This window comes from Streptococcus sp. A22 (assembly GCF_043674215.1).
In the GTDB taxonomy this organism is placed as follows: Bacteria; Bacillota; Bacilli; order Lactobacillales; family Streptococcaceae; genus Streptococcus; species Streptococcus suis_V.
Genome location: NZ_JBIMJQ010000023.1, coordinates 1 through 22023 on the forward strand (window position 1 = coordinate 1; position 22023 = coordinate 22023).

Here is a 22023-nt window from a genome sequence, read left to right on the forward strand (position 1 = left end):
TAGCTCCTAGTAAAGCTTAACAAATGGATAACTTCAAAATCACCTTTTTGGTCTCACATCATTGACAAAGGTACATTCTCAACTTCAAGCTTCCTGAAAATGAGAAATAAGTTCATACTCAGAGATAGATATTCTTCATCAACATCCTATCATCAACTAACCCCACTCTCAGTATCACTTAGCTAATAGACCTAAAATTCATTATCCAGGCCATCTGATAGCTTTGATCCTCCCTCATCACTTAAACTGGGCACCGTATTGGGCTAACAGATGAGTCTAACGTAACCGCCCAATAACGGAGTATCTTTTCAGCTTCCCTATTATCCAGTATACTGTTAGAGAAAACAGAACTGGAGGATTTTTTTATATCACACCCCATCGTCCCATTGACTGTTCCCAAATCTCGTCGCTTTGAGAAGAAAGGCAGAAACGATATTCTAATGAAAATTCGTCTCGGAAAAGTGGAACTCACATTCTTTCAAGCGATCCACCAAGAGACACTAGAAACACTCTTGGATAAGGTACTGCACTATGACCATCCAGCTCAGTGATTTAGGACAAGTGCAACCGCCCAATATACTTCGTTATTGGGCAGTTGCGTCTAACACTACAGACTTATTGAATCACAAGAATTCTCCGACATTCATAGTTAACAAGAGCTAAAAAACGCCTGCTTACGAAATTATTCTAGCTTAGAGTAATTTCGTAAACAAGCGTCAAATCAATATGATGAGTGTTACCGCTGGGGCAGGCCCAGCGGTAGACCAGAGCTAGACTAAGAAGATTTCTCTTCCATCATCATAACACTCAACAAAATTGATGATCTTATACAAGTTCGATAATTGCCATTGGGGCAGCATCACCACGACGTGGTTCAGTTTTAAGGATACGAGTGTATCCACCATTGCGCTCAGCATAACGAGGTGCGATTTCTGAGAACAATTTTTGAAGAGCTGTAGTAGCTGTGTACTTATCAGTTGCTTCATCGTAGTTTTCAGATGCAATTTCGTTACGAACAAATGCAGCAGCTTGACGACGTGCGTGCAAGTCACCACGTTTACCAAGTGTGATCATTTTTTCAACTGTTTTACGGATTTCTTTAGCACGAGCTTCAGTTGTAACGATTGATTCGTTGATCAAAAGGTCAGTTGTCAAATCGCGCAACATTGCTTTACGTTGTGAGCTAGTGCGTCCTAGTTTACGGTATGCCATGATTTCCTCCTATATTTATTTATCATTTTTCAATCCAAGACCGAGTTCAGCAAGTTTAATCTTCACTTCCTCAAGACTCTTACGGCCCAGATTGCGCACTTTCATCATTTCTGGCTCAGTTTTCTCTGTCAAGTCAAACACAGTATTGATGCCTGCACGTTTAAGACAGTTGTATGAGCGAACAGAAAGATCCAATTCTTCGATCGTACGATCAAGCATACGGTCATCAGATGCTGTTTCAGATTCTTTCATCACTTCAGCTGATTTTGCAACTTCAGTCAAATCTGTAAAGAGACCCAAGTGCTCCATCAAGATACGAGCAGAAAGCCCAAGTGCATCTTCAGGAATAATTGTACCGTTTGTACTGATTTCAAGTGTCAATTTGTCAAATCCATCGTTGCTACCAACACGAGCTGGCTCAACTTGATAATTGACTTTTGTAACTGGCGTATAGATTGAATCTACCGCAAGTGTACCTACTGGTGCATCATCTTTCTTATTGCCTTCAGCTGGTACATAACCGCGACCTGCATTTACAGTTAAAATCGCTTTAAATGTTGCACCTTCAGCAATTGTGAAGAGATAATGATCAGGATTTACAATTTCAATATCACTATCTGTAAGAATATCACCTGCTGTTACCGCAGCTGGACCTACTACATCAAGTTCAATTTTCTTTTCGTCTTCGACATAAGATTTTACAGCAATGCCTTTGATGTTAAGAATGATTTGCATAACATCTTCACGGACACCTGGAACTGTGTCGAATTCGTGGAGTACACCATCAATCTTAATTGATGTTACTGCAGCACCCGGAAGTGAAGCAAGAAGTACACGACGAAGAGAGTTACCAAGAGTTGTTCCGTAACCACGTTCAAGCGGTTCGACTACAAATCTGCCGTAATCTTTATTTTCATCAATTTTTGTTATTGTTGGTTTTTCAAACTCAATCATTTCTTACTCCCTCTTAAACGAAAAGCTGTGTATGGTTGGTATGATTATACACGGCGACGTTTTGGAGGACGAGCACCATTGTGTGGTACAGGAGTCACATCACGAATTGCTGTTACTTCAAGACCAGCGGCAGCAAGAGCGCGGATAGCAGACTCACGACCTGAACCTGGGCCTTTAACGGTAACTTCAACTGTTTTAAGACCGTGTTCTTGTGCAGATTTAGCAGCTGCTTCTGAAGCCATTTGGGCTGCGAATGGTGTAGATTTACGTGAACCTTTAAAACCAAGAGCACCAGCTGATGACCAAGCAATAGCGTTACCATGCACATCAGTAATCATAACAATAGTGTTATTAAATGTAGCGTGAATATGTGCAATACCAGATTCGATATTCTTTTTCACACGACGTTTACGTGTTGGTTTAGCCAATTTTTCTACCTCCTATATTATTTTTTCTTACCTGCAATCGCAACGGCTTTACCTTTACGAGTACGAGCATTGTTTTTAGTGTTTTGTCCACGGACAGGAAGTCCACGACGGTGACGGATTCCACGGTATGAACCGATTTCCATCAAACGTTTAATGTTCAAGTTAACTTCACGACGGAGGTCACCTTCAACTTTGATTGCATCAACTTCACGACGAATAGCATCTTCTTGATCTGATGTCAAATCTTTCACGCGTACATCTTCTGAAATGCCTGCAGCTGCAAGAATTTTTTTAGATGTTGCAAGACCGATACCGTATACGTATGTCAATGAAATAACTACACGTTTGTCATTTGGAATGTCAACTCCAGCAATACGAGCCATGTTTTCTCCTTTCTATATTTTAACCTTGACGTTGCTTGTGTTTAGGGTTTGCTGGGCAAATCACCATAACACGACCATTACGACGAATAACTTTGCAGTATTCGCAAATTGGTTTGACCGATGGTCTTACTTTCATGTTTTATCCCTCCAAGTATTTCGGCTATTTAAAGCGGTATGTGATACGTCCACGAGTCAAGTCATACGGACTAAGCTCAACAGTTACGCGGTCTCCGACCAAAATACGAATGTAGTTCTTACGGATTTTACCAGAAACAGTTGCAAGGACTTGGTGTCCATTTTCCAACTCAACAGTAAACATAGCATTTGGCATTGTATCAACTACTTTGCCTTCAATTTCAATCACATCTTCTTTTGCCATGCAAAAGTATCCCCTCTCTAAATATCGATTTGATGCCCTCTGAACACAGAGGTAACAATTATAAGTCAGACTAGGCTATTTTATCACTTTCACAAGAAAAATGCAAGCCAAATCCATTAGATTATTTTAAATTTGACAAGACTGTGTCAATTGCTTGGAAAACAAGTTCGATGTCTTGGTCTCCTTCAATATCATGGACCAAACCTTTGGCACGATAGTGGTCAATAATTGGTTGACCTTGGGCAATATTGACCTCCAAACGGCGTTGAACAGATTCAGGCTTATCATCTTCACGCTGATAGAAATCTTCTTCTTTATAATCTCCAACAGGTGGGTTAAAGATTTTATGGAAGGTTTCACCGGTTTCTTTATGGATGATTCGACCGCTAAGACGCTCAACCAATTTAGATGGATCGATTTCAATGTTGATAACACCCTGAAGTTCAATTCCTAGATCTGCTAGGTTGGCATCCAAGGCATGCGCTTGTTCAATCGTACGTGGGTAACCATCTAGCAAGAAACCTTTTTCCTTGATGTCGTCTTGCACCAAACGCTCTTTGACGATACCATTGGTTACTTCGTCCGGAACCAAGTCGCCTTTGTCGATATACGATTTAGCAAGTAACCCCATTTCCGTTTGATTAGCCATAGCAGCACGGAACATATCGCCTGTAGAAATGTGAGCAACATTAAATTTTTCAACAATCTTAGCCGCTTGAGTCCCTTTACCAGCACCTGGCAAACCCATAATTAAAAGATTCATGACAAACTCCTTATTTTGTTTTCACATAAATTTGCCACAATTGACAAACTTATCTAAAAACAAAATAGAAGGTTGACTAGGTCAACCTATATTCTATTCTGTTACGTTCATAAAGCCTACATATTTTCTCTTGAGAAGGTATCCCTCCAATTGCTTGATACCCTCGATACTTGTCATAATCAAGATAATCAAACTAGTACCCAGGAAGGCAATATTGGAAGAAAGACCAAAAATATTTTGAGCAAGAATTGGTAACAAGGCTACAAAACTCAAGAACAAGGCACCAACTGTCGCCAGACGTTTCAACAGGACAGAGAAATACTTCTCCGTTCCATTACCTGGACGAACACCGTGGATATATGCCGCACTTTTTTGAAGACTCTCTGCCGTTTTCTCAGGATTTACCTGTACAAATGTATAGAAAAAGGTAAAAATGATAATCAATCCAGCATATACCAGCATCCCTTTAACAGTGGAATAATCAAAATACTCTTGAATACCTAGTAACCAACCCGCACTTCTGTTTTGACTAGCAAAAAATTGAATCAAAGAACTTGGTAGTGCAGTGATAGACCCGGCAAAGATAACGGGGATAACGCCTGCAGGATTCAATTTTAAGGGAAGATATGAGCTAGATGGCGCACCTTGAGCACGTTTTGTATATTGAATCGGAATCTTGTATTCAGCTTGTTGAATGTAGGTTGTAAAGTAGACTACAAACAAGATGAGTACAATCAAAAGTCCAACATAAATGATGGATTCTGTAATCCGACTAGCCTCAATATTGACAAAACGGTCGATATAAATTTCTCTAAAAGTATCTGGCAAGGATGAAATGATTCCCGCAAAGATAATCATTGATGTTCCGTTACCATAGCCCTTATCAGAAATTTGTTCTCCCAACCAAGTCACAATGACAGAACCGGTTGCCAAGATAGAACCCAGCAAAAGATAGGTCTGCCAAGTCATTGGCATATTGGTCAGTCGTGCTCCTGATAGGGCATTAAAGCTGGCGATAATCCCCATGGATTGGACAAAGGCCAAAACCAAGGAAATATAGCGAGTCGCCTGGTTTAATTTCCGACGACCAACCTCGCCCTGCTTGCCCCACTCTACAAACTTCGGCAAAATGTCCATCTGAAGCAGTTGAACAATAATCGAAGCCGTGATATAAGGGCTGACACCCAGTGCAAAAACAGAGAAATTTTTCAAAGCGTTACCCGAAACCAAACTCATCATGTTTAGGAAGGGAACGTTTGACAATGCTTCTAAGCTTTTGGCATTGACACCAGGAACGGTGATATGTGTACCAATCCTGAACACCAAAAGGATAAAAATTGTAAATAAGATTTTCTTACGAACAGCTTTTACTTTTAGAGCATCTGTTAAAAGTTTAAAAAACATAGGCGGTCACCTCTTAGATGACTTCTACTGAGCCACCTTTAGAAGTGATTGCTTCTTCAGCTGATTTAGAGAATTTAGCAGCTTTCACTGTCAATTTCTTCGTCAATTCGCCGTTACCAAGGATTTTAACACCTGATTTTTCAGCTTTAACGATACCAGCTTCGATAAGTACAACTGGTGTTACTTCAGCACCATCTTCAAAAGCGTTCAATTGATCAAGGTTAACGATTGCGTATTCTTTAGCGTTGATGTTTGTAAATCCACGTTTTGGAAGACGACGGAACAATGGAGTTTGTCCACCCTCAAAACCAGGACGAACACCGCCACCGCTACGAGCTTTTTGACCTTTTTGACCACGGCCAGATGTTTTACCGTTACCTGATGATGTACCACGACCTACACGGTTGCGGACTTTACGTGAACCTGTTGCAGGTTGCAATTCATGAAGTTTCATTATATATTTCTCCTCTTTTATATGCTAGCGCCTGTGGGGAGTTAGAGTAAGCCGCCCACAAACTCGCTTCTATCAAAATTGACTAGAAGTCGCAAAGATTTCTCCATGCGACCTAGTCTGTTTATTGTTAACTTTAGTATAAGTTACTTAACTTCTTCAACAGTTACCAAGTGAGAGATAGCGTTCACCATTCCAAGAATAGCTGGGTTATCTTCCTTAACAACTGAAGAGTTCAATTTACCAAGTCCAAGTGCAACAACTGTTTTACGTTGCTCTGGTTTGCGACCGATTGGAGACTTAGTCAAAGTAATTTTAATTTGAGCCATGAGTATCTCCTTTCTTATGCTAAATCAGAAACTGAGATGCCACGAAGTGCAGCCACTTCTTCAGCACGTTTCAATTGTTTCAAACCTTCAACAGTTGCACGAACGATGTTGATTGGTGTGTTTGAACCGAGTGACTTAGATGTCACATCAGCGATACCAGCCAATTCGATTACGGCACGAGTTGCACCACCGGCAGCAACCCCAGAACCTTCTGAAGCTGGTTTCAACATAACACGAGCTCCACCGAATTCTGAACGAACTTCGTGAGGAATAGTTGTACCAACCATTGGTACCTCGATCATGTTTTTCTTAGCAGATTCAACTGCTTTGCGGATAGCTTCTGGTACTTCTTGAGCTTTACCAGTACCGAAACCTACGCGACCGTTACGGTCACCAACAACCACAAGAGCTGCGAAGCGAAGACGACGTCCACCCTTAACAACTTTTGTAACACGGTTGATGGCTACTACGCGTTCTTCAATTTCAACTGCGTTATCTTTGAATGCCATTTCTTAGTGTCCTCCCTATTAGAATTTCAATCCGTTTTCACGAGCTGATTCAGCCAAAGCTTTCACACGTCCGTGATAGAGATATCCACCGCGGTCAAAGACCACTTCAGAAATACCTTTAGCTACCGCGCGTTCAGCAACGAGTTTACCTACAACAACAGCTTGTTCTGTCTTAGTACCTTTTGAAACTTCTTTATCAAGAGTAGAAGCGCTTGCGAGCGTTACACCCGCTACGTCATCAATCACTTGAGCGTAGATGCCTGTATTAGAACGGAAAATGTTCAAACGTGGGCGAGCAGCAGTTCCAGAGATTTTACCGCGAACGCGACGGTGGCGTTTTTGGCGGATTTTGTTTTTATCTGGTTTTGAAATCACAATATTCACCTCTTAATGTATGATTCTGTTTCTTGCGAAACAATTTGAGAAATAGTCAGCCAGGTGGCTAAGCCACCTCAGCAAGCTATTATTTACCTGTTTTACCTTCTTTACGGCGAACGAATTCACCAACATAGCGGATACCTTTACCTTTGTATGGCTCAGGAGCGCGAAGGCTACGGATGTAAGCTGCTGTTTGACCAACAACTTCTTTGTTGATACCAGACACGACGATTTGTGTTGGTGTTGGAACTTCAAATGTAATACCTTCTGGTGCAACCACTTCATCTGGATGTGATTTACCAACAGCAAGTGTCAATTTGTTACCAGCCAATTGAGCACGATAACCGACACCACGCATTTCAAGTTCTTTTTTGAAGCCTTCAGAAACACCAACAACCATGTTGTTGAGGTTAGCACGGCTAGTACCGTGAATAGTCTTCATTTCTTTTGAATCGTTTGGACGGTGAAGAGTAACTTCTGTACCTTCCACACGGATTTCAATAGCAGTTGGGAATTCACGAGTCAATTCCCCTTTAGGTCCTTTTACAGTTACCACACCGTTGTTTTGAGCAAGCTCAACACCAGCAGGCAATGTAATTACTTTATTACCAATACGTGACATATTTTTAATTCTCCTGTTAAATTATCAAGCCGTAAAACGACTAGTTTTCACGGGGGCTCATTGATGAAACATGGACTTCAGCCCGTGTTCGAATGAGCAGGTTTCATAATCGCATTTGAGAAGCAATCATGCTTTTAGGTTTCAATTTCTAAATGTGACAAGGCAGAGCGCGACACAGGCTATACTCGAGTATGCCAAGACGCTCTAACACAGGCACATGATGAAATTGGAAGCTAAAAGATTACCAAACGTAGGCGATAACCTCACCACCAACGTTCTTTTGACGAGCTTGTTTGTCAGTCAAAAGACCTTCTGATGTTGAGATGATTGCGATACCAAGTCCGTTAAGAACTTTTGGAATATCTTCACGTTTTGAGTAAACACGAAGACCTGGTTTTGAAACGCGTTTCAAGTTAGTGATAACTTTTTCACCGTTTGGTCCGTATTTCAAGAATACGCGGATGATGCCTTGTTTGTCATCTTCGATGAATTCAACGTTTTTTACAAAACCTTCATTTTTAAGGATTGTAGCAATACCTTTTTTGATATTTGATGCAGGTACTTCAAGCACTTCGTGTTTTGCTTGGTTAGCGTTACGAATACGTGTCAAAAAATCTGCAATTGGGTCAGTCATAACCATTTGTTGTTTCTCCTCTTACTAGCAGTTTGATTGAATCACTTGCTAGTTAATGATGTCCTTGCGGACAAGTAGTAAGTGTATATATAGAATAAGTTGCTAGTCCTAAGCAAATCTAGGAAGCACTTCGCAGGCAATACTGAGGTATGGCCAGAAGTGCTGACAACGAATTGCAAGGGAATAGCAAGTTATTCCTACCAAGAAGCTTTTGTTACGCCAGGAATTTGTCCAAGGTAAGCCAAGTCGCGGAAGCATACACGGCACAATTTGAATTTGCGGTAAACTGAGTGTGGTCGTCCACATTTTTCACAGCGTGTGTAAGCTTGTGTAGAGAACTTAGCTGGGCGTTTGTTCTTAGCGATCATTGATTTTTTAGCCATTTATTCTCTCCCTCTTATTTTGCAAACGGCATACCAAGGCCAGTAAGCAATGCACGTGATTCTTCGTCAGTGTTAGCAGTTGTAACGATAACGATATCCATACCGCGAGTTTTATCAACATCATCGAAGTTGATTTCTGGGAAGATCAATTGCTCTTTCACACCAAGTGTGTAGTTACCACGTCCGTCGAATGACTTAGTTGGTACACCGTGGAAGTCACGTACACGTGGAAGTGAAACTGTAACCAATTTGTCCAAGAACTCATACATACGTTCGCCACGAAGAGTTACTTTCGCACCGATTGCAACACCCTCACGAAGACGGAAGCCGGCGATTGATTTCTTAGCTTTAGTGATAAGTGGTTTTTGACCTGAGATCAAAGCCAATTCTTGAGCAGCTTTCTCAAGGTTTTTAGCGTTAGAAACAGCGTCACCAACACCCATGTTCAAAACGATCTTATCAACTTTTGGCACAGCCATAACTGAAGAATAGTTGAATTGTTCAGTCAAAGCAGGAACTACTTCATTAAGATATTTTTCTTTTAAACGATTTGCCATTATACTTCTCCTTTCCTTCGTGATTAATCAAGCACTTCGCCTGATTTTTTGTTGTAACGAACTTTTTTGCCGTCTACAAACTTGTAACCAACGCGTCCTGCAACACCATTTTTGTCAAGAACTTGAACGTTTGACACATGGATTGGAGCTTCTTTTTCAACGATAGCGCCTTGAGGGTTTTCGCTGTTTGGTTTTTGGTGTTTCTTAACGATGTTAACACCTTCAACAATAACTTTGTTTACTTTTGGAAGTGCTGTTACGACAACTGCTTCAACGCCTTTGTCTTTACCAGCGATTACGCGAACTTTATCGCCTTTTTTTACAAACATTTGATTTCTCCTATGATTTCTTACGCCCTAATGGGCACCCTGTTACTCTGGTGAGATAACAGGGGACTTAGTTTGTTAGATTAAAGTACTTCTGGTGCCAATGAAACGATTTTCATGAAACCGCCATCACGCAATTCGCGTGCCACTGGACCAAAGATACGAGTTCCGCGAGGGTTTTTGTCTTCACGGATGATAACTGCAGCATTCTCATCGAATTTGATGTATGAACCATCAGCACGACGAGCACCTGTCTTAGTACGAACGATAACGGCTTTAACAACGTCACCTTTTTTAACCGCACCACCAGGAGTAGCTTGTTTTACTGAAGCAACGATGATGTCGCCGATGTTCGCGAATTTACGTCCTGAACCACCAAGAACTTTGATTGTCAAGATTTCACGTGCGCCACTGTTGTCAGCAACTTTCAAACGAGTTTCTGTTTGAATCATGTCAATTTTCTCCTTTCAGGTTGATTAAATGATAACTGCCTCTTCCACAACTTCTACAAGACGGAAACGTTTTGTAGCTGAAAGTGGGCGAGTTTCCATGATACGAACGATATCGCCTTCTTTAGCAACATTGTTTTCATCATGAGCTTTGTACTTTTTAGAGTAGTTAATACGTTTACCATAGACTGGGTGGTTACGTTTAGTTTCAACTACAACTGTGATTGTTTTGTCCATTTTGTCAGATACTACGCGTCCAACAAGAACTTTACGATTATTGCGTTCCATTGAAATTCTCCTTTCCCAATCTATTATTTAGTTTCAGATTGCACAGTTTTGATACGTGCAATTTGTTTCTTCACTTCGTTCAAACGAGCAGTTTGCTCAAGTTGACCAGCAGCAGCTTGGAAACGAAGTTCGAAGAGTTCTTTCTTCAATTCGTTTTCTTTCTTAGCAAGTTCTTCTTGAGAAAGGCCACGAAGTTCTTTTACAAAATCTTTAATTTCTTGAAGTTTCATGTCTTCTCCTTATTCTGCTTCACGTTTTACGAATTTAACTTTAACTGGCAATTTGTGACCTGCAAGGCGGAATGCTTCGCGTGCAATTTCTTCAGAAACGCCAGCTACTTCAAACATAACCTTACCGCGTTTAACTGGAGCTACCCAACCTTCAGGAGCACCTTTACCAGAACCCATACGTACACCGATAGCTTTAGCAGTGTATGATTTGTGTGGGAAGATCTTGATCCAAACTTTACCACCACGTTTCATGTAACGCGTCATAGCGATACGGGCAGCTTCGATTTGGCGGTTTGTAATCCATGAGCTAGTAGTTGCTTGAAGACCGTATTGACCAAAGTCTACTTGTTTTCCACCTTTAGCTTCACCGCGCATTTTTCCACGGAATTCACGACGGTGTTTTACACGTTTAGGTACTAACATTTGTTATTTACCTCCTTTAGTGTTTTTACGAGCTGGAAGAACTTCACCACGGTAGATCCATACTTTAACACCAAGTTTACCGTAAGTTGTCAAAGCTTCTTCCCAAGCGTAGTCGATATCCGCACGAAGTGTATGAAGAGGAACAGTTCCTTCTGAGTAGCCTTCTGCACGGGCAATATCAGCACCGTTCAAACGACCAGAAACTTGTGTTTTGATACCTTTTGCACCAGCGCGCATTGCACGTTGGATAGCTTGTTTTTGAGCACGGCGGAATGCCACACGTTGCTCCAATTGACGAGCGATTGACTCACCAACAAGGTGTGCATCCAAATCAGGTTGTTTGATTTCGATGATGTTGATGTGTACTTGCTTACCAGTCAATTTGTTCAATTGAGCACGAAGTGCATCAACGTTGCTACCAGCTTTACCGATAACCATACCTGGCTTAGCAGTGTGGATAGAAACGATTACTTTATTAACAGCACGTTCGATTTCGATTGTTGATGTTGACGCATCAGCCAATTCTTTTTTGATAAAGTTGCGGATTGCAAGATCTTCATGAAGGTAATCCGCGTATTCTTTTTCAGCATACCATTTAGCATCCCAATCACGGATGATGCCAACACGCATACCAATTGGATGTACTTTTTGACCCACGTTTTTACCTCCTTATTTCTCTGCCACAACTACAGTGATGTGAGCTGTGCGTTTGTTGATTGGTGAAGCAGAACCTTTCGCACGTGGACGGAAACGTTTCAATGTTGGTCCTTCGTTTGCGAATGCTTCGCTGACTACCAAGTTAGCTTTTTCCAAACCAAAGTTATTTTCAGCGTTAGCGATTGCTGAGTTCAAAACTCCCTCGATAATGCCTGCAGCTTTGTTTGGTGTGAATTTCAAGATTGCGATTGCGTCTGCTACGCTTTTGCCACGGATGTTATCCAAGACAAGACGTGATTTACGAGGTGAAACACGTACTGTGCGAGCAGTTGCTTTAGCTGAAGTAATTTCTGCCATTGTGTTTTCCTCCTAAATTATTTACGACGAGTTTTCTTGTCGTCAGCAGCATGACCTTTGTAAGTACGAGTTGGCGCAAATTCACCAAGTTTGTGACCTACCATGTCTTCTTGAATGTATACAGGTACGTGTTTACGTCCATCGTAAACTGCGATTGTATAACCGATGAAACTTGGGAAGATCGTTGAACGACGTGACCAAGTTTTAATAACTTTTTTCTTTTCGTCGTTTGCTTGAGCTTCAACTTTTTTCATCAAATGCTCATCGACGAAAGGTCCTTTTTTAAGACTACGTCCCATTTTAGTGTTTTCTCCTTTAAAATATGTACCACAGCGGCTTGCCCGCATAGCGGGCTACCGAGTTGGCGGAATTAAGCTAACAACCTATTATTTTTGGTTGCGACGACGAACGATAAGTTTGTCAGATTTAGCTTTCTTGTTACGAGTTTTCAAACCAAGAGCTGGTTTACCCCATGGTGTAGATGGTGCTTTACGACCAACTGGCGCTTTACCTTCACCACCACCGTGTGGGTGATCGTTAGGGTTCATTACAGAACCGCGAACTGTTGGACGGATACCTTTCCAACGGCTACGACCTGCTTTACCAAGGTTAACAAGGCCATGTTGTTCGTTACCCACAGTACCAACAGTAGCACGGCAAGTACCAAGGATCATACGAACTTCACCTGATTGAAGGCGAACAAGAACGTATTTACCTTCTTGACCAAGAACCTGTGCAGATGCACCAGCAGCACGAACCAACTCACCACCGCGACCTGGTTTCAACTCGATGTTGTGAACAACAGTACCGACTGGGATGTTTGCAAGTGGAAGTGCGTTACCAACTTTGATATCTGCTTCTGGACCTGAAACGATGCGTTGACCAACTTCAAGACCTTTAGGAGCAATGATGTAAGCTTTAACACCGTCTGTGTAGTGTACAAGAGCGATGTTTGCTGAACGGTTTGGATCGTACTCGATAGTTTTAACGATTGCTTCAACGCCATCTTTGTTACGTTTGAAGTCTACCAAACGGTAGAAACGTTTGTGACCGCCACCTTGGTGACGAACAGTGATGCGACCGTTGTTGTTACGACCAGCTTTGCTCTTCAAAGCAACAAGCAAGCTTTTTTCTGGAGTGCTTGTTGTGATTTCAGCGAAGTCCAAAGAAGTCATGTTACGACGGCCATTTGTCGTTGGTTTATAAACTTTAATACCCACGTTAATTCCTCCTTTGATTATTCAGCGTCAGCTGTAGCGAACAATTCGATCGCTTTTGAATCAGCAGCCAATGTGATGATTGCTTTTTTCACTTTGTTTGTGCGACCTACATAACGACCTACGCGTTTTGTTTTAGGTTTCACGTTGATTGTGTTAACATTTGCAACTTTAACACCCTCGAATGCAGCTTCAACAGCTTGCTTGATCAAGAGTTTGTGCGCACGAGTGTCAACTTCAAATACATACTTGCCTGCTTCGAGTTGGCCCATTGAGCTTTCTGTGATGACAGGTTTTTTGATAACATCATACAAATTCATTATGCAAGAACCTCCTCAATTTTAGAGATAGCTGCTTGAGTTACAAGAAGTTTGTCTGCATTTGCGATGTCAAGTACGCTTGCAGTTGTTGCAGTTGCAACTTTAACTCCTGGGATGTTACGAGCAGAAAGAGCTGCGAATTCGTTGCCTTCTTCAAGAATAACAAGGACTTTAGAATCAATGCTCAATGCTGCAAGTACTTTTGCAAATTCAGCAGTTTTTGGAGCTGTGAATTCAAGTGAGTTAACAGCTACAAATTTATTTTCAGCAACTTTTTCTGAGTAAACAGATTTAAGTGCCAAGCGACGAACTTTTTGTGGAAGTTTGTACGCGTATGAACGTGGAGTTGGTCCGAAGACTACGCCACCGCCACGCCATTGTGGTGAACGGATAGAACCTTGACGAGCACGTCCAGTTCCTTTTTGACGCCATGGTTTGCGTCCGCCACCTGAGACTGCTGAACGGTTTTTAACTGCGTGAGTACCTTGACGAAGGCTAGCACGTTGGCTGATGATCACATCAAATACAACTGCTTGGTTTGGCTCGATACCAAAGATCGCATCGTTAAGAACTACTTCACCAGCTTGTTTACCAGTTTGGTCAAATAATGTTACGTTTGCCATTTCGACTGATTTCCCCTTTCCTTATTATTTACCAGCTTTAACTGCTGACTTGATAGTGATAAGAGATTTCTTAGCACCTGGTACGTTACCTTTGATAAGGATAACGTTCTTTTCTGGAACAACTTGTACAACCTCAAGGTTTTGAATTGTTACACGGTTGCCGCCCATGCGACCTGCAAGGTTTTTACCTTTGAATACACGGCTAGGTTCAATAGGACCCATAGAACCTGGACGACGGTGGTGACGAGAACCGTGAGCCATAGGACCACGTGATTGACCGTGGCGTTTGATAACACCTTGGAAACCTTTACCTTTAGATGTACCAGTTACATCAACAACATCACCAGCTGCGAAAGTTTCAACTGTAATTTCTTGTCCAACTTCCAAGCCTTCAATGTTTTTGAATTCACGAATGAAGCGCTTAGGAGCTGTGTTAGCTTTAGCTACATGGCCTTTGGCAGGTTTGTTGCTCAATACTTCACGTTTGTCATCAAAACCAACTTGAACTGCTGCATAACCATCAGTTTCAACTGTTTTCACTTGAAGAACAACGTTTGGAGTTGCTTCGATGACAGTTACAGGGATAAATTCACCAGATTCAGTGAAGATTTGAGTCATTCCCACTTTTTTCCCTAAGATTCCTTTTGTCATGAGAAAAATATTCCTTTTCTTATTTTGTATTAAAAAGTTTTTAACGAGCGTTTTTCATGCTCAAAATCAATTAAAGTTTGATTTCTACGTTTACACCACTTGGAAGATCCAATTTCATCAAGGCATCAACTGTTTTTTGAGTTGGGTTGATGATGTCGATCAAACGTTTGTGTGTACGCATTTCGAACTGCTCACGAGAATCTTTGTACTTGTGAGTTGCACGGATGATTGTGTAGAGGCTACGTTCTGTTGGAAGTGGAACTGGACCTGCTACTTGAGCACCTGTACGTGTTGCAGTTTCAACGATTTTTGCAGCTGCTGTATCAAGTGTACGGTGTTCGTACGCTTTCAAGCGGATGCGGATTTTTTTGTTTGCCATCTTTGTCTCCTTTTCGTCTATTTAAGATAATAGGCTAGCTCCACAAGAAAACCAACACGGGTCGCGTGGCAATGCAACCGAGCGTGTCGCAACCTCTTGCATCAAAGCTACAGCCGTAATTTTTACGGCACTAGAACATTCTATCAAATTATATTGTGCATTGCAAGAGTTTTTACTTAAAAATTTAAAAATCAAATGTAGCGTTACAATAGATGTGAAACTTCTAGAAGTCAAAAAGAAGATTCCTTGATATGATAAGAGTACCACCACTCATCAAAAAAGGAATCTTCTCATGACTAGTATATCACAAAATCTTCGCTATTTACCACATACTCTAGAAACACGTTACCACGCTGTTGTAGCGTTACAATAGATGTGAGACTTCTAGAAGTCAAAAAGAAGATTCCCTGATATGATAAGAGTACCACCTACTCATCAAAAAGGAAATCTTCTCATGACTAGTATACCACAAAATCTTCGCTATTTGCCACACACTCTGGAAACACGCTACCACGCTGTTAAAACCTATCGAAATGGAGCTTCTGTCACCTTCATCTGTCGACGCTACAAGGTCTCAAAAGCCTCTCTCATGCGGTGGAACAAGCGATTCGACGGCACCAAAGAATCGCTGAAAGACCGGTCGCATCGACCTCTAACACCTCATCCAAAAGCTCATACCGAACAGGAGCTTACCTGGATTAAAAATTGCATCCGAAGAAATCCAAACGCAACCCTAATCGAAATCTTCTACAAGCTCAAAACCAACAAGGGATATGATAGGCACCCTTTGACGATTGATAAGGAGAGGTAGCCGGGCTATGAATGTGCATAAATACTTGATTCTTAATTTCCCACTGATATTCCGGATATCTTTGTCGCAAATTTGCTTCTAATTCTTTTGTTGCTTGATGCGATATTTTCTCATCGTAAAAGATTAAATCAACATCCGTATTTTTATCAAAACGATAGTGATTCCAGATAAAATTACGAATTGTTCCTGCACAAATCCACGAGTCCGCTAAGTCTAAATCCTTTACAATCCCCAAAATCCTAATGATATCAGGGTCTTTTAACAAATATCTTTCTAACTCATCTTTCATACAATCTTCTACCTTCAAGTTGTTCATTGATTTTAGTGTTATTTTTTTCTAGCTTCCTTAAAAAAATCGTTAGAAATTTCATTCTAACGACAGGGAGCAGATTAAAACAATCACCAGACCTTTATTCGATTTTTAATTTATGGACTCATGATTCGATGTCCACAGGACCTTGATTAGCTCCTTGGTTTTCAAGCAAAAGATAAAAAGGTCCCCCGGACCTTTTTATTCCTCCATAAAGCTGTTGAAGACTTCTTCAATCATGTCCCATTCTGCTGTTGCATCTTCCGGGATTGGTTGCAAATCGCCCTCTGTGCCGTTCTCGTTTTCGATATACGAGTAAGCTTGGATTTCCACCTCACCGTTCTCATCTTCTTCTGCACTTGCAGGAATTAAGAGAACGTAGTTTTTACCAAATTCTTCTTGGCCGTCAATTGTCAATAAAATTTCAAACAAGGTTTCATTACCTTGGTCGTCTACCAAAGTAATCAATTCACGCTCGTCGTGGTTGTGGTCATGTTCATGGTCGTGATGATGTGCCATGTTTATCTCCTTTATATTTTAAAATGTTCTATCTAAATAATTTTGCAAAATCAGCTGGGCTGCTAATTTGTCAATCACTTTTTTACGTTTTCCGCGACTGATATCCGCCTGCTCAATCAACATACGTTCAGCCGCTACAGTGGTCAAGCGCTCATCCTGGTAATCAACAGGCAGTCCGTACTGTTCCGCCAATAAATCACCGTAGGCTTGACTGGCCTCAACGCGCGGACCGCTAGTATTGTTCATGTTCTTGGGTAGGCCAACAACAAACTTGTCCACCTTATACTGGGAAACAAGTTCGCTCAGCCTTTCAAAACCGAACTCACCTTTTTCTTCATTTATAGGAATAATTTCTAAACCCTGGGCCGTAAAACCCAAGGGATCCGAAATGGCTACACCGACGGTTTTTGAACCGACATCTAATCCCATAATTCTCATTAGAGGTCAATCCCATTCCCTTTCAAGTAGTAGCGTACCAATTCTTCAATGATTTCGTCGCGCTCATGTTTACGAATCTGATTACGGGCATCATTGTAGCGAGGGATATAAGCAGGGTCCCCACTCAAGACATAGCCGATAATCTGATTGATTGGATTGTAGCCTTTCTCGTCAAGCGACCGATAAACACTGGTCAGCGTTTTGCTGATTTCTTGCTTATCTGTATCGTCCAGACGAAAACGGACAGTTTCTTCTGTGAATCCCATACTTACACCTTCTTTCCTTATCTTATAGTCTATTATACCACATATAGCCCCTAAACTCAATGATATAGCATAAAAGAACCCTAGAGCTAGAGTTCTTTCATCTACTTTATAGGGCTGCTCTCATCCGAGCTTGAGCATTTTCTACATTACGCACTGAGCGTGGCAGGAAGGCACGAATGTCATCTTCCTTATAGCCTACCTGAAGACGTTTCTCATCAATCAGAATCGGGCTTTTCAAAATCCGAGGATTTGAGGTAATTAAATCAATAACCTCATTAACGCTTAAATCCTCAATATCGAAGTCCAAGCTCTTAGCATAACGGTTTTTTGAAGAAACAATACTTGCAATACCATTCTCTGTCTTGGTCAAAATATTCATAATTTCTTCCTTAGTAATGGCTTCTTTTGCAAGGTTATGCTCGTTGTATGAAAGTTGGTGAGCATTTAACCAATTTTTGGCTTTTTTACAAGAGGTACAACTAGATACAGTATAAATTTTAATCATGTAGTCACTCCTTTGCTACATCTTCGTAAACACATTATAAACCATTATACCACAAAATCCCTCAGTCTGCAGACCTATTTTGCAAAAAAACTTTAAATTTAAGGGGGAAAATTCGGTTTTTATGAGAAAAAGCCTAGCTAGACTAGACTTTTTCGGAATTATTCTTCTAATTCGATGCCGCCATCGAGGTCAAGTACTACTTCTTCCAATTCTACATTGGTTTCTGTTTCAGTAGCAGGAACTTCTTCAGTAGCTTCCGCCTTTGTATCAGCCGTTTCAGCTGGTGCGTTATCATCTTCAATCAAACCGTAGTGAATACGGATTTTGCGGTCGATCTCTGCAAAAATTTCTGGATTTTCAGCCAAGAACTTCTTAGCATTTTCCGAACCTTGACCGATTTTCTCATCGTTGTAAGAATACCAAGCACCTGCTTTTTTGATGATACCCAAGTCGCTACCGATTTGAATCAACTCGCCCGTCTGCGAAATCCCTTCTCCGTACATGATTTCCACGACAACTTCTTTAAATGGCGGAGCGACCTTGTTTTTCACGACCTTGACCTTGGTTTCCTTACCAACGTTCTGGTCTTTCTGATCACCCGTACCCTTGATTTGGGTATTGCCACGAACATCCAAACGAACAGAGGCATAGAACTTCAAGGCACGACCACCCGGCGTGGTTTCTGGGTTACCAAACATGACACCCACTTTTTCACGGAGTTGGTTGATGAAAATAGCAATGGTCTTGGTTTTGTTGATTGATGCACCCAATTTGCGCATGGCCTGAGACATCATACGCGCCTGCAGACCAACGTGGCTATCACCGATGTCACCGTCAATCTCCGCACGCGGTACAAGAGCCGCAACTGAGTCGACAACGACCAAATCAACAGCACCAGAGTCAATCAATTTGCCAGCGATTTCCAAACCCTGCTCACCAGAATCCGGCTGCGACAAGAGCAATTCATCAATGTTAACACCTAGAGCCGCTGCATAAGCAGGATCCAAAGCATGCTCGGCATCGATAAAGGCTGCAATACCGCCTTCTTTTTGACATTGGGCAACCGCATGAAGGGCAACCGTCGTCTTACCAGATGATTCTGGACCGTAAATCTCGACGATACGACCCTTCGGATAGCCACCAGCGCCCAGAGCGATGTCAATCGACAAGCTACCAGAGCTCATGACCTGAACCTTTTGCTCGGCACGCTCACCCAGGCGCATCACTGCCCCCTTACCAAAGTCTTTTTCGATAGACTTGAGAGCGTCATCTAAAGCTTTTTTGCGCTCATCTCCATATTTTTTAGTAATTTCTTCTAATTTTTTCGATGGTTTCTTAGCCAATTTCTTTCTCCTCTTTTTCTAATCAAACCATTATAGCAAAGTTCTGCTATTTCACAAAGTATTTCGTACAAAGTCTAAGGCCTGCAGGCAAGCTAACTGACGCAGATAGAGCCATGAATACCCCCCTAAATCCACTTCTTTTTGGACAATCCCAGAGGTGCTGACCAAGACCAGACTGACCTTGGCAAGGACGTTGTCAACAGTCGATTGGGGTTTGACAGCCACCGAAACAGCCAGAGTCAAATCTGTCGCCAATTCCTTCCGCAACTGACTGGCTTCTGTCACCAAGCTGTCCGAGCTGATTGGACCCTGACCTCTGACCTGACCCCCGCTAAAATACATCTGGTCTGTCATGGTTGCGCTCAATTCCGCTTGCAACTGACCTCCCGTTCCCTGCTCCAAAATGGACAAGGTTTGCTGCTTGTCAACCAACAAATCCGCAACCGTTTTAGCCAGACTATTGTCCTCACCATAGGCATATAGGTATTTTGCTAAATTATCTCGCTCCAGAATCGTCTTTTCTAGCTGGGCTAGTTTGGCATCTGCCTCTACCTGACTGGTCGCCTTGGTAGACAGGCGCAGGGTGACTTCCCCTGTTTTAGCATAAGGGGCTAGAGTCGGGTCCGTCTGTTGGTCAATCAAGTCTGCCAAGATAGTAACCAACTGACTCTCGCCGATACCAAAGAACCTCAAGACCCGCGAATAGAGTTGTTGCTCGGATTGGGTCAACAGCGGCAGCAAACTCTGGGCAAACATGGCTTTGAGTTCGCTAGGCGGTCCTGGCAAGACAATATAGGTAACGCCGTCTTGTTCAATCATACTCCCTACAGCCAGCCCTGTGGGATTGTGCAAGGGAATAGAACCAGCCACCAATTGAGCCTGACGCTCATTATTGGGTGTGCGAATACGACCGGGACGACTGGCAAAAAAGCGGTTCAGCTTGTCCACGGCCCTCTTGTCAAAGACCAAGTCGCGTCCTAAAAACTGAGCCAGGGTCTGCTTGGTCAAATCGTCCTCCGTCGGTCCCAAACCGCCACAGAGAATGACCATATCACTTCGCTTGCTGGCAATCTCCAACACCGACAAAAGACGCTTTTCATTATCGCCTACTGCTGTATGAAAATAGACGTCAATACCCAATTCAGCACATTTTTCAGATAGAAATTGCGCGTTGGTATTGACAATCTGACCGGTCAAAATTTCAGTGCCTACGGCGATGAGTTCTGCTTTCATAATCCTCCTTCTACTTTTGATAGCATGCAGTTACCTGCCTATCTATTAGTTCGTAATTGGGTGGTGGTTTTAGATATTTTTCCAGTCACACGTATTTTCATGGTCGTTAATGAGCCCGGCTGCTTGTAGGAAAGAATAGACGCAGACAGGACCGACAAATTTAAAACCTCGTTTTTTCAAGTCCTTGGAAATAGCCTCGGAAAGGGAGGTTTTAGCAGGAACTTGACGGTAGTCACCAACCGAATTGACCTGTGGGCGACCTGCTAGCCAAGACCAGATATAATGGTCAAAACTGCCGCATTCTTCCTGTAACTTGAGAAAGGCTTGGGCATTGGCACGGGTCGCGTAGAGCTTAGCCTTGTGCCGAATAATAGCTGGATTGTCGAGCAGGGCATCCAGCTGCTGGTCAGTCATGCTAGCAACCGCTTGATAGTCATAATCATGAAAGACAGCCTTGAAAGCCTGTCGCTTGTTGAGCACAATTTCCCAAGACAGACCTGCTTGATAGGTCTCCAAACAGAGCAATTCAAAGAGAGCCTGCTCCTCATGCAAAGGGCGCCCCCATTCTTGATCGTGATAGGCTATATAGAAGGGATTGTTGAGATTGACCCAAGAACAACGGTTCATATTTTTCCTTTCTAGCATTAAAGAATGGCAGTCTGATAAGTATTATAGAGCGATCCTATCAAATCTAGACAAGCTTTATAAGCTTGAACGAGCTCTTCATTTTGAGACAGAAGCACATAAGCCTCTTGCTCCAATATCTGCCTCAGAGGTTCTACCTTACCCTCATAAGCCATATAATCAACTGTTTTTAGATAGGCTTGATAATTTTCCAGGATTGATACATACGAACCACTCCTATCGCGTAGCTCCGCCTTTCTCACTTGTTCACGATAGTGTCTTTGTAAAAAATAAGCAAAATGTCCGCCAGAATGTTCATCTTTCTGCTTAATTTGCAGACCCGTGTATGTATCCCAATAACCGACATAATTCGATATTAGAGAAGCACTCAGACGACCAGAATAGGTATAGCCGAGATGATGGAGTGTCCCAAGGCGAACATGGTCCTGTTGATCCGCCATCAAGTCCTTATAGATGGACGATATTTTTTCCGTGTCTTTCAAAGATGCTCGAGCTTCAAAAAAGTGGTAATTAGGGTCTATGCGTCCTATGATGACAACCTCTTCATGAGGCATATAGTGATAATCAATAGAAAATTCTTTTCCTGACAAAGGATAGTTTGGTCTATGGCTAGTCCCAGCATGTATCAAATTTAATCTCATCACTAT

The 22023-nt window shown here is 42.0% G+C and carries 39 protein-coding genes and 1 pseudogene; 2 read left to right on the forward strand and 38 right to left on the reverse strand.

Annotation, left to right across the window (positions count from 1 at the left end; translation table 11 throughout):
* Positions 1-365 precede the first annotated feature (365 nt).
* Complete coding sequence (locus ACHBHN_RS08820) at positions 366-551, forward strand: hypothetical protein (protein ID WP_105122394.1); 186 nt, start codon at positions 366-368, stop codon at positions 549-551.
* 274 nt (positions 552-825) lie between these two features.
* Here ACHBHN_RS08820 and rplQ read toward each other — a convergent pair whose 3' ends face one another.
* From rplQ to rpsJ, 29 genes are all read right to left on the reverse strand, one after another.
* Entirely contained in the window at positions 826-1212 is a 387-nt protein-coding gene (gene rplQ / locus ACHBHN_RS08825; protein ID WP_024532345.1) for a 50S ribosomal protein L17, read from the reverse strand.
* Between the two features lie 15 nt (positions 1213-1227).
* Complete coding sequence (locus ACHBHN_RS08830) at positions 1228-2166, reverse strand: DNA-directed RNA polymerase subunit alpha (RefSeq protein WP_105111778.1); 939 nt, start codon at positions 2164-2166, stop codon at positions 1228-1230.
* Positions 2167-2210: 44 nt separating this feature from the next.
* Positions 2211-2594 carry a 30S ribosomal protein S11 gene (gene rpsK, locus ACHBHN_RS08835; RefSeq protein ID WP_004195509.1) on the reverse strand — a complete coding sequence of 128 codons (384 nt, stop codon included), beginning with the start codon at positions 2592-2594 and terminating at the stop codon, positions 2211-2213.
* 17 nt (positions 2595-2611) lie between these two features.
* Positions 2612-2977, reverse strand: coding sequence for a 30S ribosomal protein S13 (gene rpsM, locus ACHBHN_RS08840; RefSeq protein WP_002936622.1), 366 nt, complete (start codon positions 2975-2977; stop codon positions 2612-2614).
* A 19-nt stretch (positions 2978-2996) separates the two neighbouring features.
* The gene (gene rpmJ, locus ACHBHN_RS08845) at positions 2997-3113 is read right to left on the reverse strand and encodes a 50S ribosomal protein L36 (RefSeq protein WP_001808836.1); all 117 of its coding nucleotides are present in this window, start codon (positions 3111-3113) and stop codon (positions 2997-2999) included.
* A gap of 24 nt (positions 3114-3137) precedes the next feature.
* On the reverse strand, positions 3138-3356 hold the full coding sequence (infA, locus tag ACHBHN_RS08850) for a translation initiation factor IF-1 (RefSeq protein ID WP_002936627.1): 219 nt from the start codon (positions 3354-3356) through the stop codon (positions 3138-3140).
* A gap of 121 nt (positions 3357-3477) precedes the next feature.
* The gene (locus tag ACHBHN_RS08855) at positions 3478-4119 is read right to left on the reverse strand and encodes an adenylate kinase (protein WP_105122395.1); all 642 of its coding nucleotides are present in this window, start codon (positions 4117-4119) and stop codon (positions 3478-3480) included.
* Positions 4120-4212: 93 nt separating this feature from the next.
* Positions 4213-5523, reverse strand: a complete 1311-nt coding sequence (gene secY / locus ACHBHN_RS08860; protein WP_105122396.1) for a preprotein translocase subunit SecY — start codon at positions 5521-5523, stop codon at positions 4213-4215.
* A 13-nt stretch (positions 5524-5536) separates the two neighbouring features.
* Positions 5537-5977 carry a 50S ribosomal protein L15 gene (gene rplO / locus ACHBHN_RS08865; RefSeq protein ID WP_105107796.1) on the reverse strand — a complete coding sequence of 147 codons (441 nt, stop codon included), beginning with the start codon at positions 5975-5977 and terminating at the stop codon, positions 5537-5539.
* A 143-nt stretch (positions 5978-6120) separates the two neighbouring features.
* Positions 6121-6303, reverse strand: a complete 183-nt coding sequence (rpmD, locus tag ACHBHN_RS08870) for a 50S ribosomal protein L30 (protein ID WP_002936638.1) — start codon at positions 6301-6303, stop codon at positions 6121-6123.
* A gap of 14 nt (positions 6304-6317) precedes the next feature.
* Entirely contained in the window at positions 6318-6812 is a 495-nt protein-coding gene (gene rpsE, locus ACHBHN_RS08875; protein WP_105111775.1) for a 30S ribosomal protein S5, read from the reverse strand.
* Positions 6813-6830: 18 nt separating this feature from the next.
* Positions 6831-7187 (reverse strand): 50S ribosomal protein L18, encoded by a 357-nt coding sequence (gene rplR, locus ACHBHN_RS08880; protein WP_002936641.1) that lies wholly within the window; start codon positions 7185-7187, stop codon positions 6831-6833.
* 88 nt (positions 7188-7275) lie between these two features.
* Positions 7276-7812, reverse strand: coding sequence for a 50S ribosomal protein L6 (rplF, locus tag ACHBHN_RS08885; RefSeq protein WP_002936644.1), 537 nt, complete (start codon positions 7810-7812; stop codon positions 7276-7278).
* Positions 7813-8053: 241 nt separating this feature from the next.
* Positions 8054-8452, reverse strand: coding sequence for a 30S ribosomal protein S8 (gene rpsH / locus ACHBHN_RS08890; RefSeq protein ID WP_002936647.1), 399 nt, complete (start codon positions 8450-8452; stop codon positions 8054-8056).
* Positions 8453-8643: 191 nt separating this feature from the next.
* The gene (locus ACHBHN_RS08895) at positions 8644-8829 is read right to left on the reverse strand and encodes a type Z 30S ribosomal protein S14 (protein WP_002936651.1); all 186 of its coding nucleotides are present in this window, start codon (positions 8827-8829) and stop codon (positions 8644-8646) included.
* A gap of 14 nt (positions 8830-8843) precedes the next feature.
* A complete protein-coding gene (rplE, locus tag ACHBHN_RS08900; protein ID WP_002936653.1) occupies positions 8844-9386 on the reverse strand; it encodes a 50S ribosomal protein L5 in 543 nt (180 codons plus the stop codon).
* 23 nt (positions 9387-9409) lie between these two features.
* Positions 9410-9715, reverse strand: a complete 306-nt coding sequence (gene rplX / locus ACHBHN_RS08905; protein WP_002936656.1) for a 50S ribosomal protein L24 — start codon at positions 9713-9715, stop codon at positions 9410-9412.
* 80 nt (positions 9716-9795) lie between these two features.
* Entirely contained in the window at positions 9796-10164 is a 369-nt protein-coding gene (gene rplN / locus ACHBHN_RS08910; protein WP_002936658.1) for a 50S ribosomal protein L14, read from the reverse strand.
* Positions 10165-10188: 24 nt separating this feature from the next.
* Positions 10189-10449, reverse strand: a complete 261-nt coding sequence (gene rpsQ / locus ACHBHN_RS08915) for a 30S ribosomal protein S17 (RefSeq protein ID WP_000440801.1) — start codon at positions 10447-10449, stop codon at positions 10189-10191.
* A gap of 23 nt (positions 10450-10472) precedes the next feature.
* The gene (gene rpmC, locus ACHBHN_RS08920; RefSeq protein WP_002936659.1) at positions 10473-10679 is read right to left on the reverse strand and encodes a 50S ribosomal protein L29; all 207 of its coding nucleotides are present in this window, start codon (positions 10677-10679) and stop codon (positions 10473-10475) included.
* A 9-nt stretch (positions 10680-10688) separates the two neighbouring features.
* Positions 10689-11102: a 50S ribosomal protein L16 gene (rplP, locus tag ACHBHN_RS08925; RefSeq protein ID WP_002936660.1), complete on the reverse strand. Its 414-nt coding sequence runs from the start codon at positions 11100-11102 to the stop codon at positions 10689-10691.
* Positions 11103-11105: 3 nt separating this feature from the next.
* Entirely contained in the window at positions 11106-11759 is a 654-nt protein-coding gene (gene rpsC, locus ACHBHN_RS08930) for a 30S ribosomal protein S3 (RefSeq protein ID WP_002936661.1), read from the reverse strand.
* A 12-nt stretch (positions 11760-11771) separates the two neighbouring features.
* On the reverse strand, positions 11772-12116 hold the full coding sequence (gene rplV / locus ACHBHN_RS08935; RefSeq protein ID WP_002936662.1) for a 50S ribosomal protein L22: 345 nt from the start codon (positions 12114-12116) through the stop codon (positions 11772-11774).
* Between the two features lie 17 nt (positions 12117-12133).
* A complete protein-coding gene (gene rpsS / locus ACHBHN_RS08940) occupies positions 12134-12415 on the reverse strand; it encodes a 30S ribosomal protein S19 (RefSeq protein ID WP_000533766.1) in 282 nt (93 codons plus the stop codon).
* Between the two features lie 87 nt (positions 12416-12502).
* A complete protein-coding gene (gene rplB / locus ACHBHN_RS08945; protein ID WP_002936663.1) occupies positions 12503-13336 on the reverse strand; it encodes a 50S ribosomal protein L2 in 834 nt (277 codons plus the stop codon).
* A gap of 17 nt (positions 13337-13353) precedes the next feature.
* On the reverse strand, positions 13354-13653 hold the full coding sequence (locus tag ACHBHN_RS08950; RefSeq protein WP_004195491.1) for a 50S ribosomal protein L23: 300 nt from the start codon (positions 13651-13653) through the stop codon (positions 13354-13356).
* Complete coding sequence (gene rplD / locus ACHBHN_RS08955; RefSeq protein ID WP_004195490.1) at positions 13653-14276, reverse strand: 50S ribosomal protein L4; 624 nt, start codon at positions 14274-14276, stop codon at positions 13653-13655. The genes ACHBHN_RS08950 and rplD overlap by 1 nt, the downstream gene beginning before the upstream one ends.
* Positions 14277-14300: 24 nt before the next feature.
* On the reverse strand, positions 14301-14927 hold the full coding sequence (gene rplC, locus ACHBHN_RS08960) for a 50S ribosomal protein L3 (protein WP_024415739.1): 627 nt from the start codon (positions 14925-14927) through the stop codon (positions 14301-14303).
* A gap of 70 nt (positions 14928-14997) precedes the next feature.
* A complete protein-coding gene (gene rpsJ / locus ACHBHN_RS08965; protein ID WP_002939332.1) occupies positions 14998-15306 on the reverse strand; it encodes a 30S ribosomal protein S10 in 309 nt (102 codons plus the stop codon).
* Between the two features lie 454 nt (positions 15307-15760).
* Between rpsJ and ACHBHN_RS08970 the strand changes: the two are divergent.
* Positions 15761-16102: pseudogene (locus ACHBHN_RS08970) on the forward strand (transposase); the annotation flags it as partial.
* Here the strand turns inward: ACHBHN_RS08970 and ACHBHN_RS08975 are convergent.
* The 9 genes from ACHBHN_RS08975 to ACHBHN_RS09015 form a co-directional block, all read right to left on the reverse strand.
* Positions 16062-16433: a nucleotidyltransferase family protein gene (locus ACHBHN_RS08975; RefSeq protein ID WP_105111773.1), complete on the reverse strand. Its 372-nt coding sequence runs from the start codon at positions 16431-16433 to the stop codon at positions 16062-16064. The pseudogene ACHBHN_RS08970 and the gene ACHBHN_RS08975 overlap by 41 nt on opposite strands.
* Before the next feature lie 195 nt (positions 16434-16628).
* Positions 16629-16946 (reverse strand): DUF1292 domain-containing protein, encoded by a 318-nt coding sequence (locus ACHBHN_RS08980; protein WP_004195480.1) that lies wholly within the window; start codon positions 16944-16946, stop codon positions 16629-16631.
* An 18-nt stretch (positions 16947-16964) separates the two neighbouring features.
* Positions 16965-17384, reverse strand: coding sequence for a Holliday junction resolvase RuvX (gene ruvX / locus ACHBHN_RS08985; RefSeq protein WP_105111772.1), 420 nt, complete (start codon positions 17382-17384; stop codon positions 16965-16967).
* Complete coding sequence (locus ACHBHN_RS08990) at positions 17384-17650, reverse strand: IreB family regulatory phosphoprotein (RefSeq protein WP_105111771.1); 267 nt, start codon at positions 17648-17650, stop codon at positions 17384-17386. The genes ruvX and ACHBHN_RS08990 overlap by 1 nt, the downstream gene beginning before the upstream one ends.
* A 106-nt stretch (positions 17651-17756) precedes the next feature.
* Positions 17757-18155, reverse strand: a complete 399-nt coding sequence (spx, locus tag ACHBHN_RS08995) for a transcriptional regulator Spx (RefSeq protein WP_105111770.1) — start codon at positions 18153-18155, stop codon at positions 17757-17759.
* 158 nt (positions 18156-18313) lie between these two features.
* Positions 18314-19498, reverse strand: a complete 1185-nt coding sequence (gene recA / locus ACHBHN_RS09000; RefSeq protein WP_105110232.1) for a recombinase RecA — start codon at positions 19496-19498, stop codon at positions 18314-18316.
* A 51-nt stretch (positions 19499-19549) separates the two neighbouring features.
* The gene (locus ACHBHN_RS09005; RefSeq protein ID WP_105122397.1) at positions 19550-20731 is read right to left on the reverse strand and encodes a competence/damage-inducible protein A; all 1182 of its coding nucleotides are present in this window, start codon (positions 20729-20731) and stop codon (positions 19550-19552) included.
* Between the two features lie 69 nt (positions 20732-20800).
* On the reverse strand, positions 20801-21376 hold the full coding sequence (locus ACHBHN_RS09010; protein WP_394733954.1) for a DNA-3-methyladenine glycosylase I: 576 nt from the start codon (positions 21374-21376) through the stop codon (positions 20801-20803).
* On the reverse strand, positions 21376-22017 hold the full coding sequence (locus tag ACHBHN_RS09015) for a hypothetical protein (RefSeq protein WP_125266299.1): 642 nt from the start codon (positions 22015-22017) through the stop codon (positions 21376-21378). The genes ACHBHN_RS09010 and ACHBHN_RS09015 overlap by 1 nt, the downstream gene beginning before the upstream one ends.
* Positions 22018-22023 lie beyond the last annotated feature (6 nt).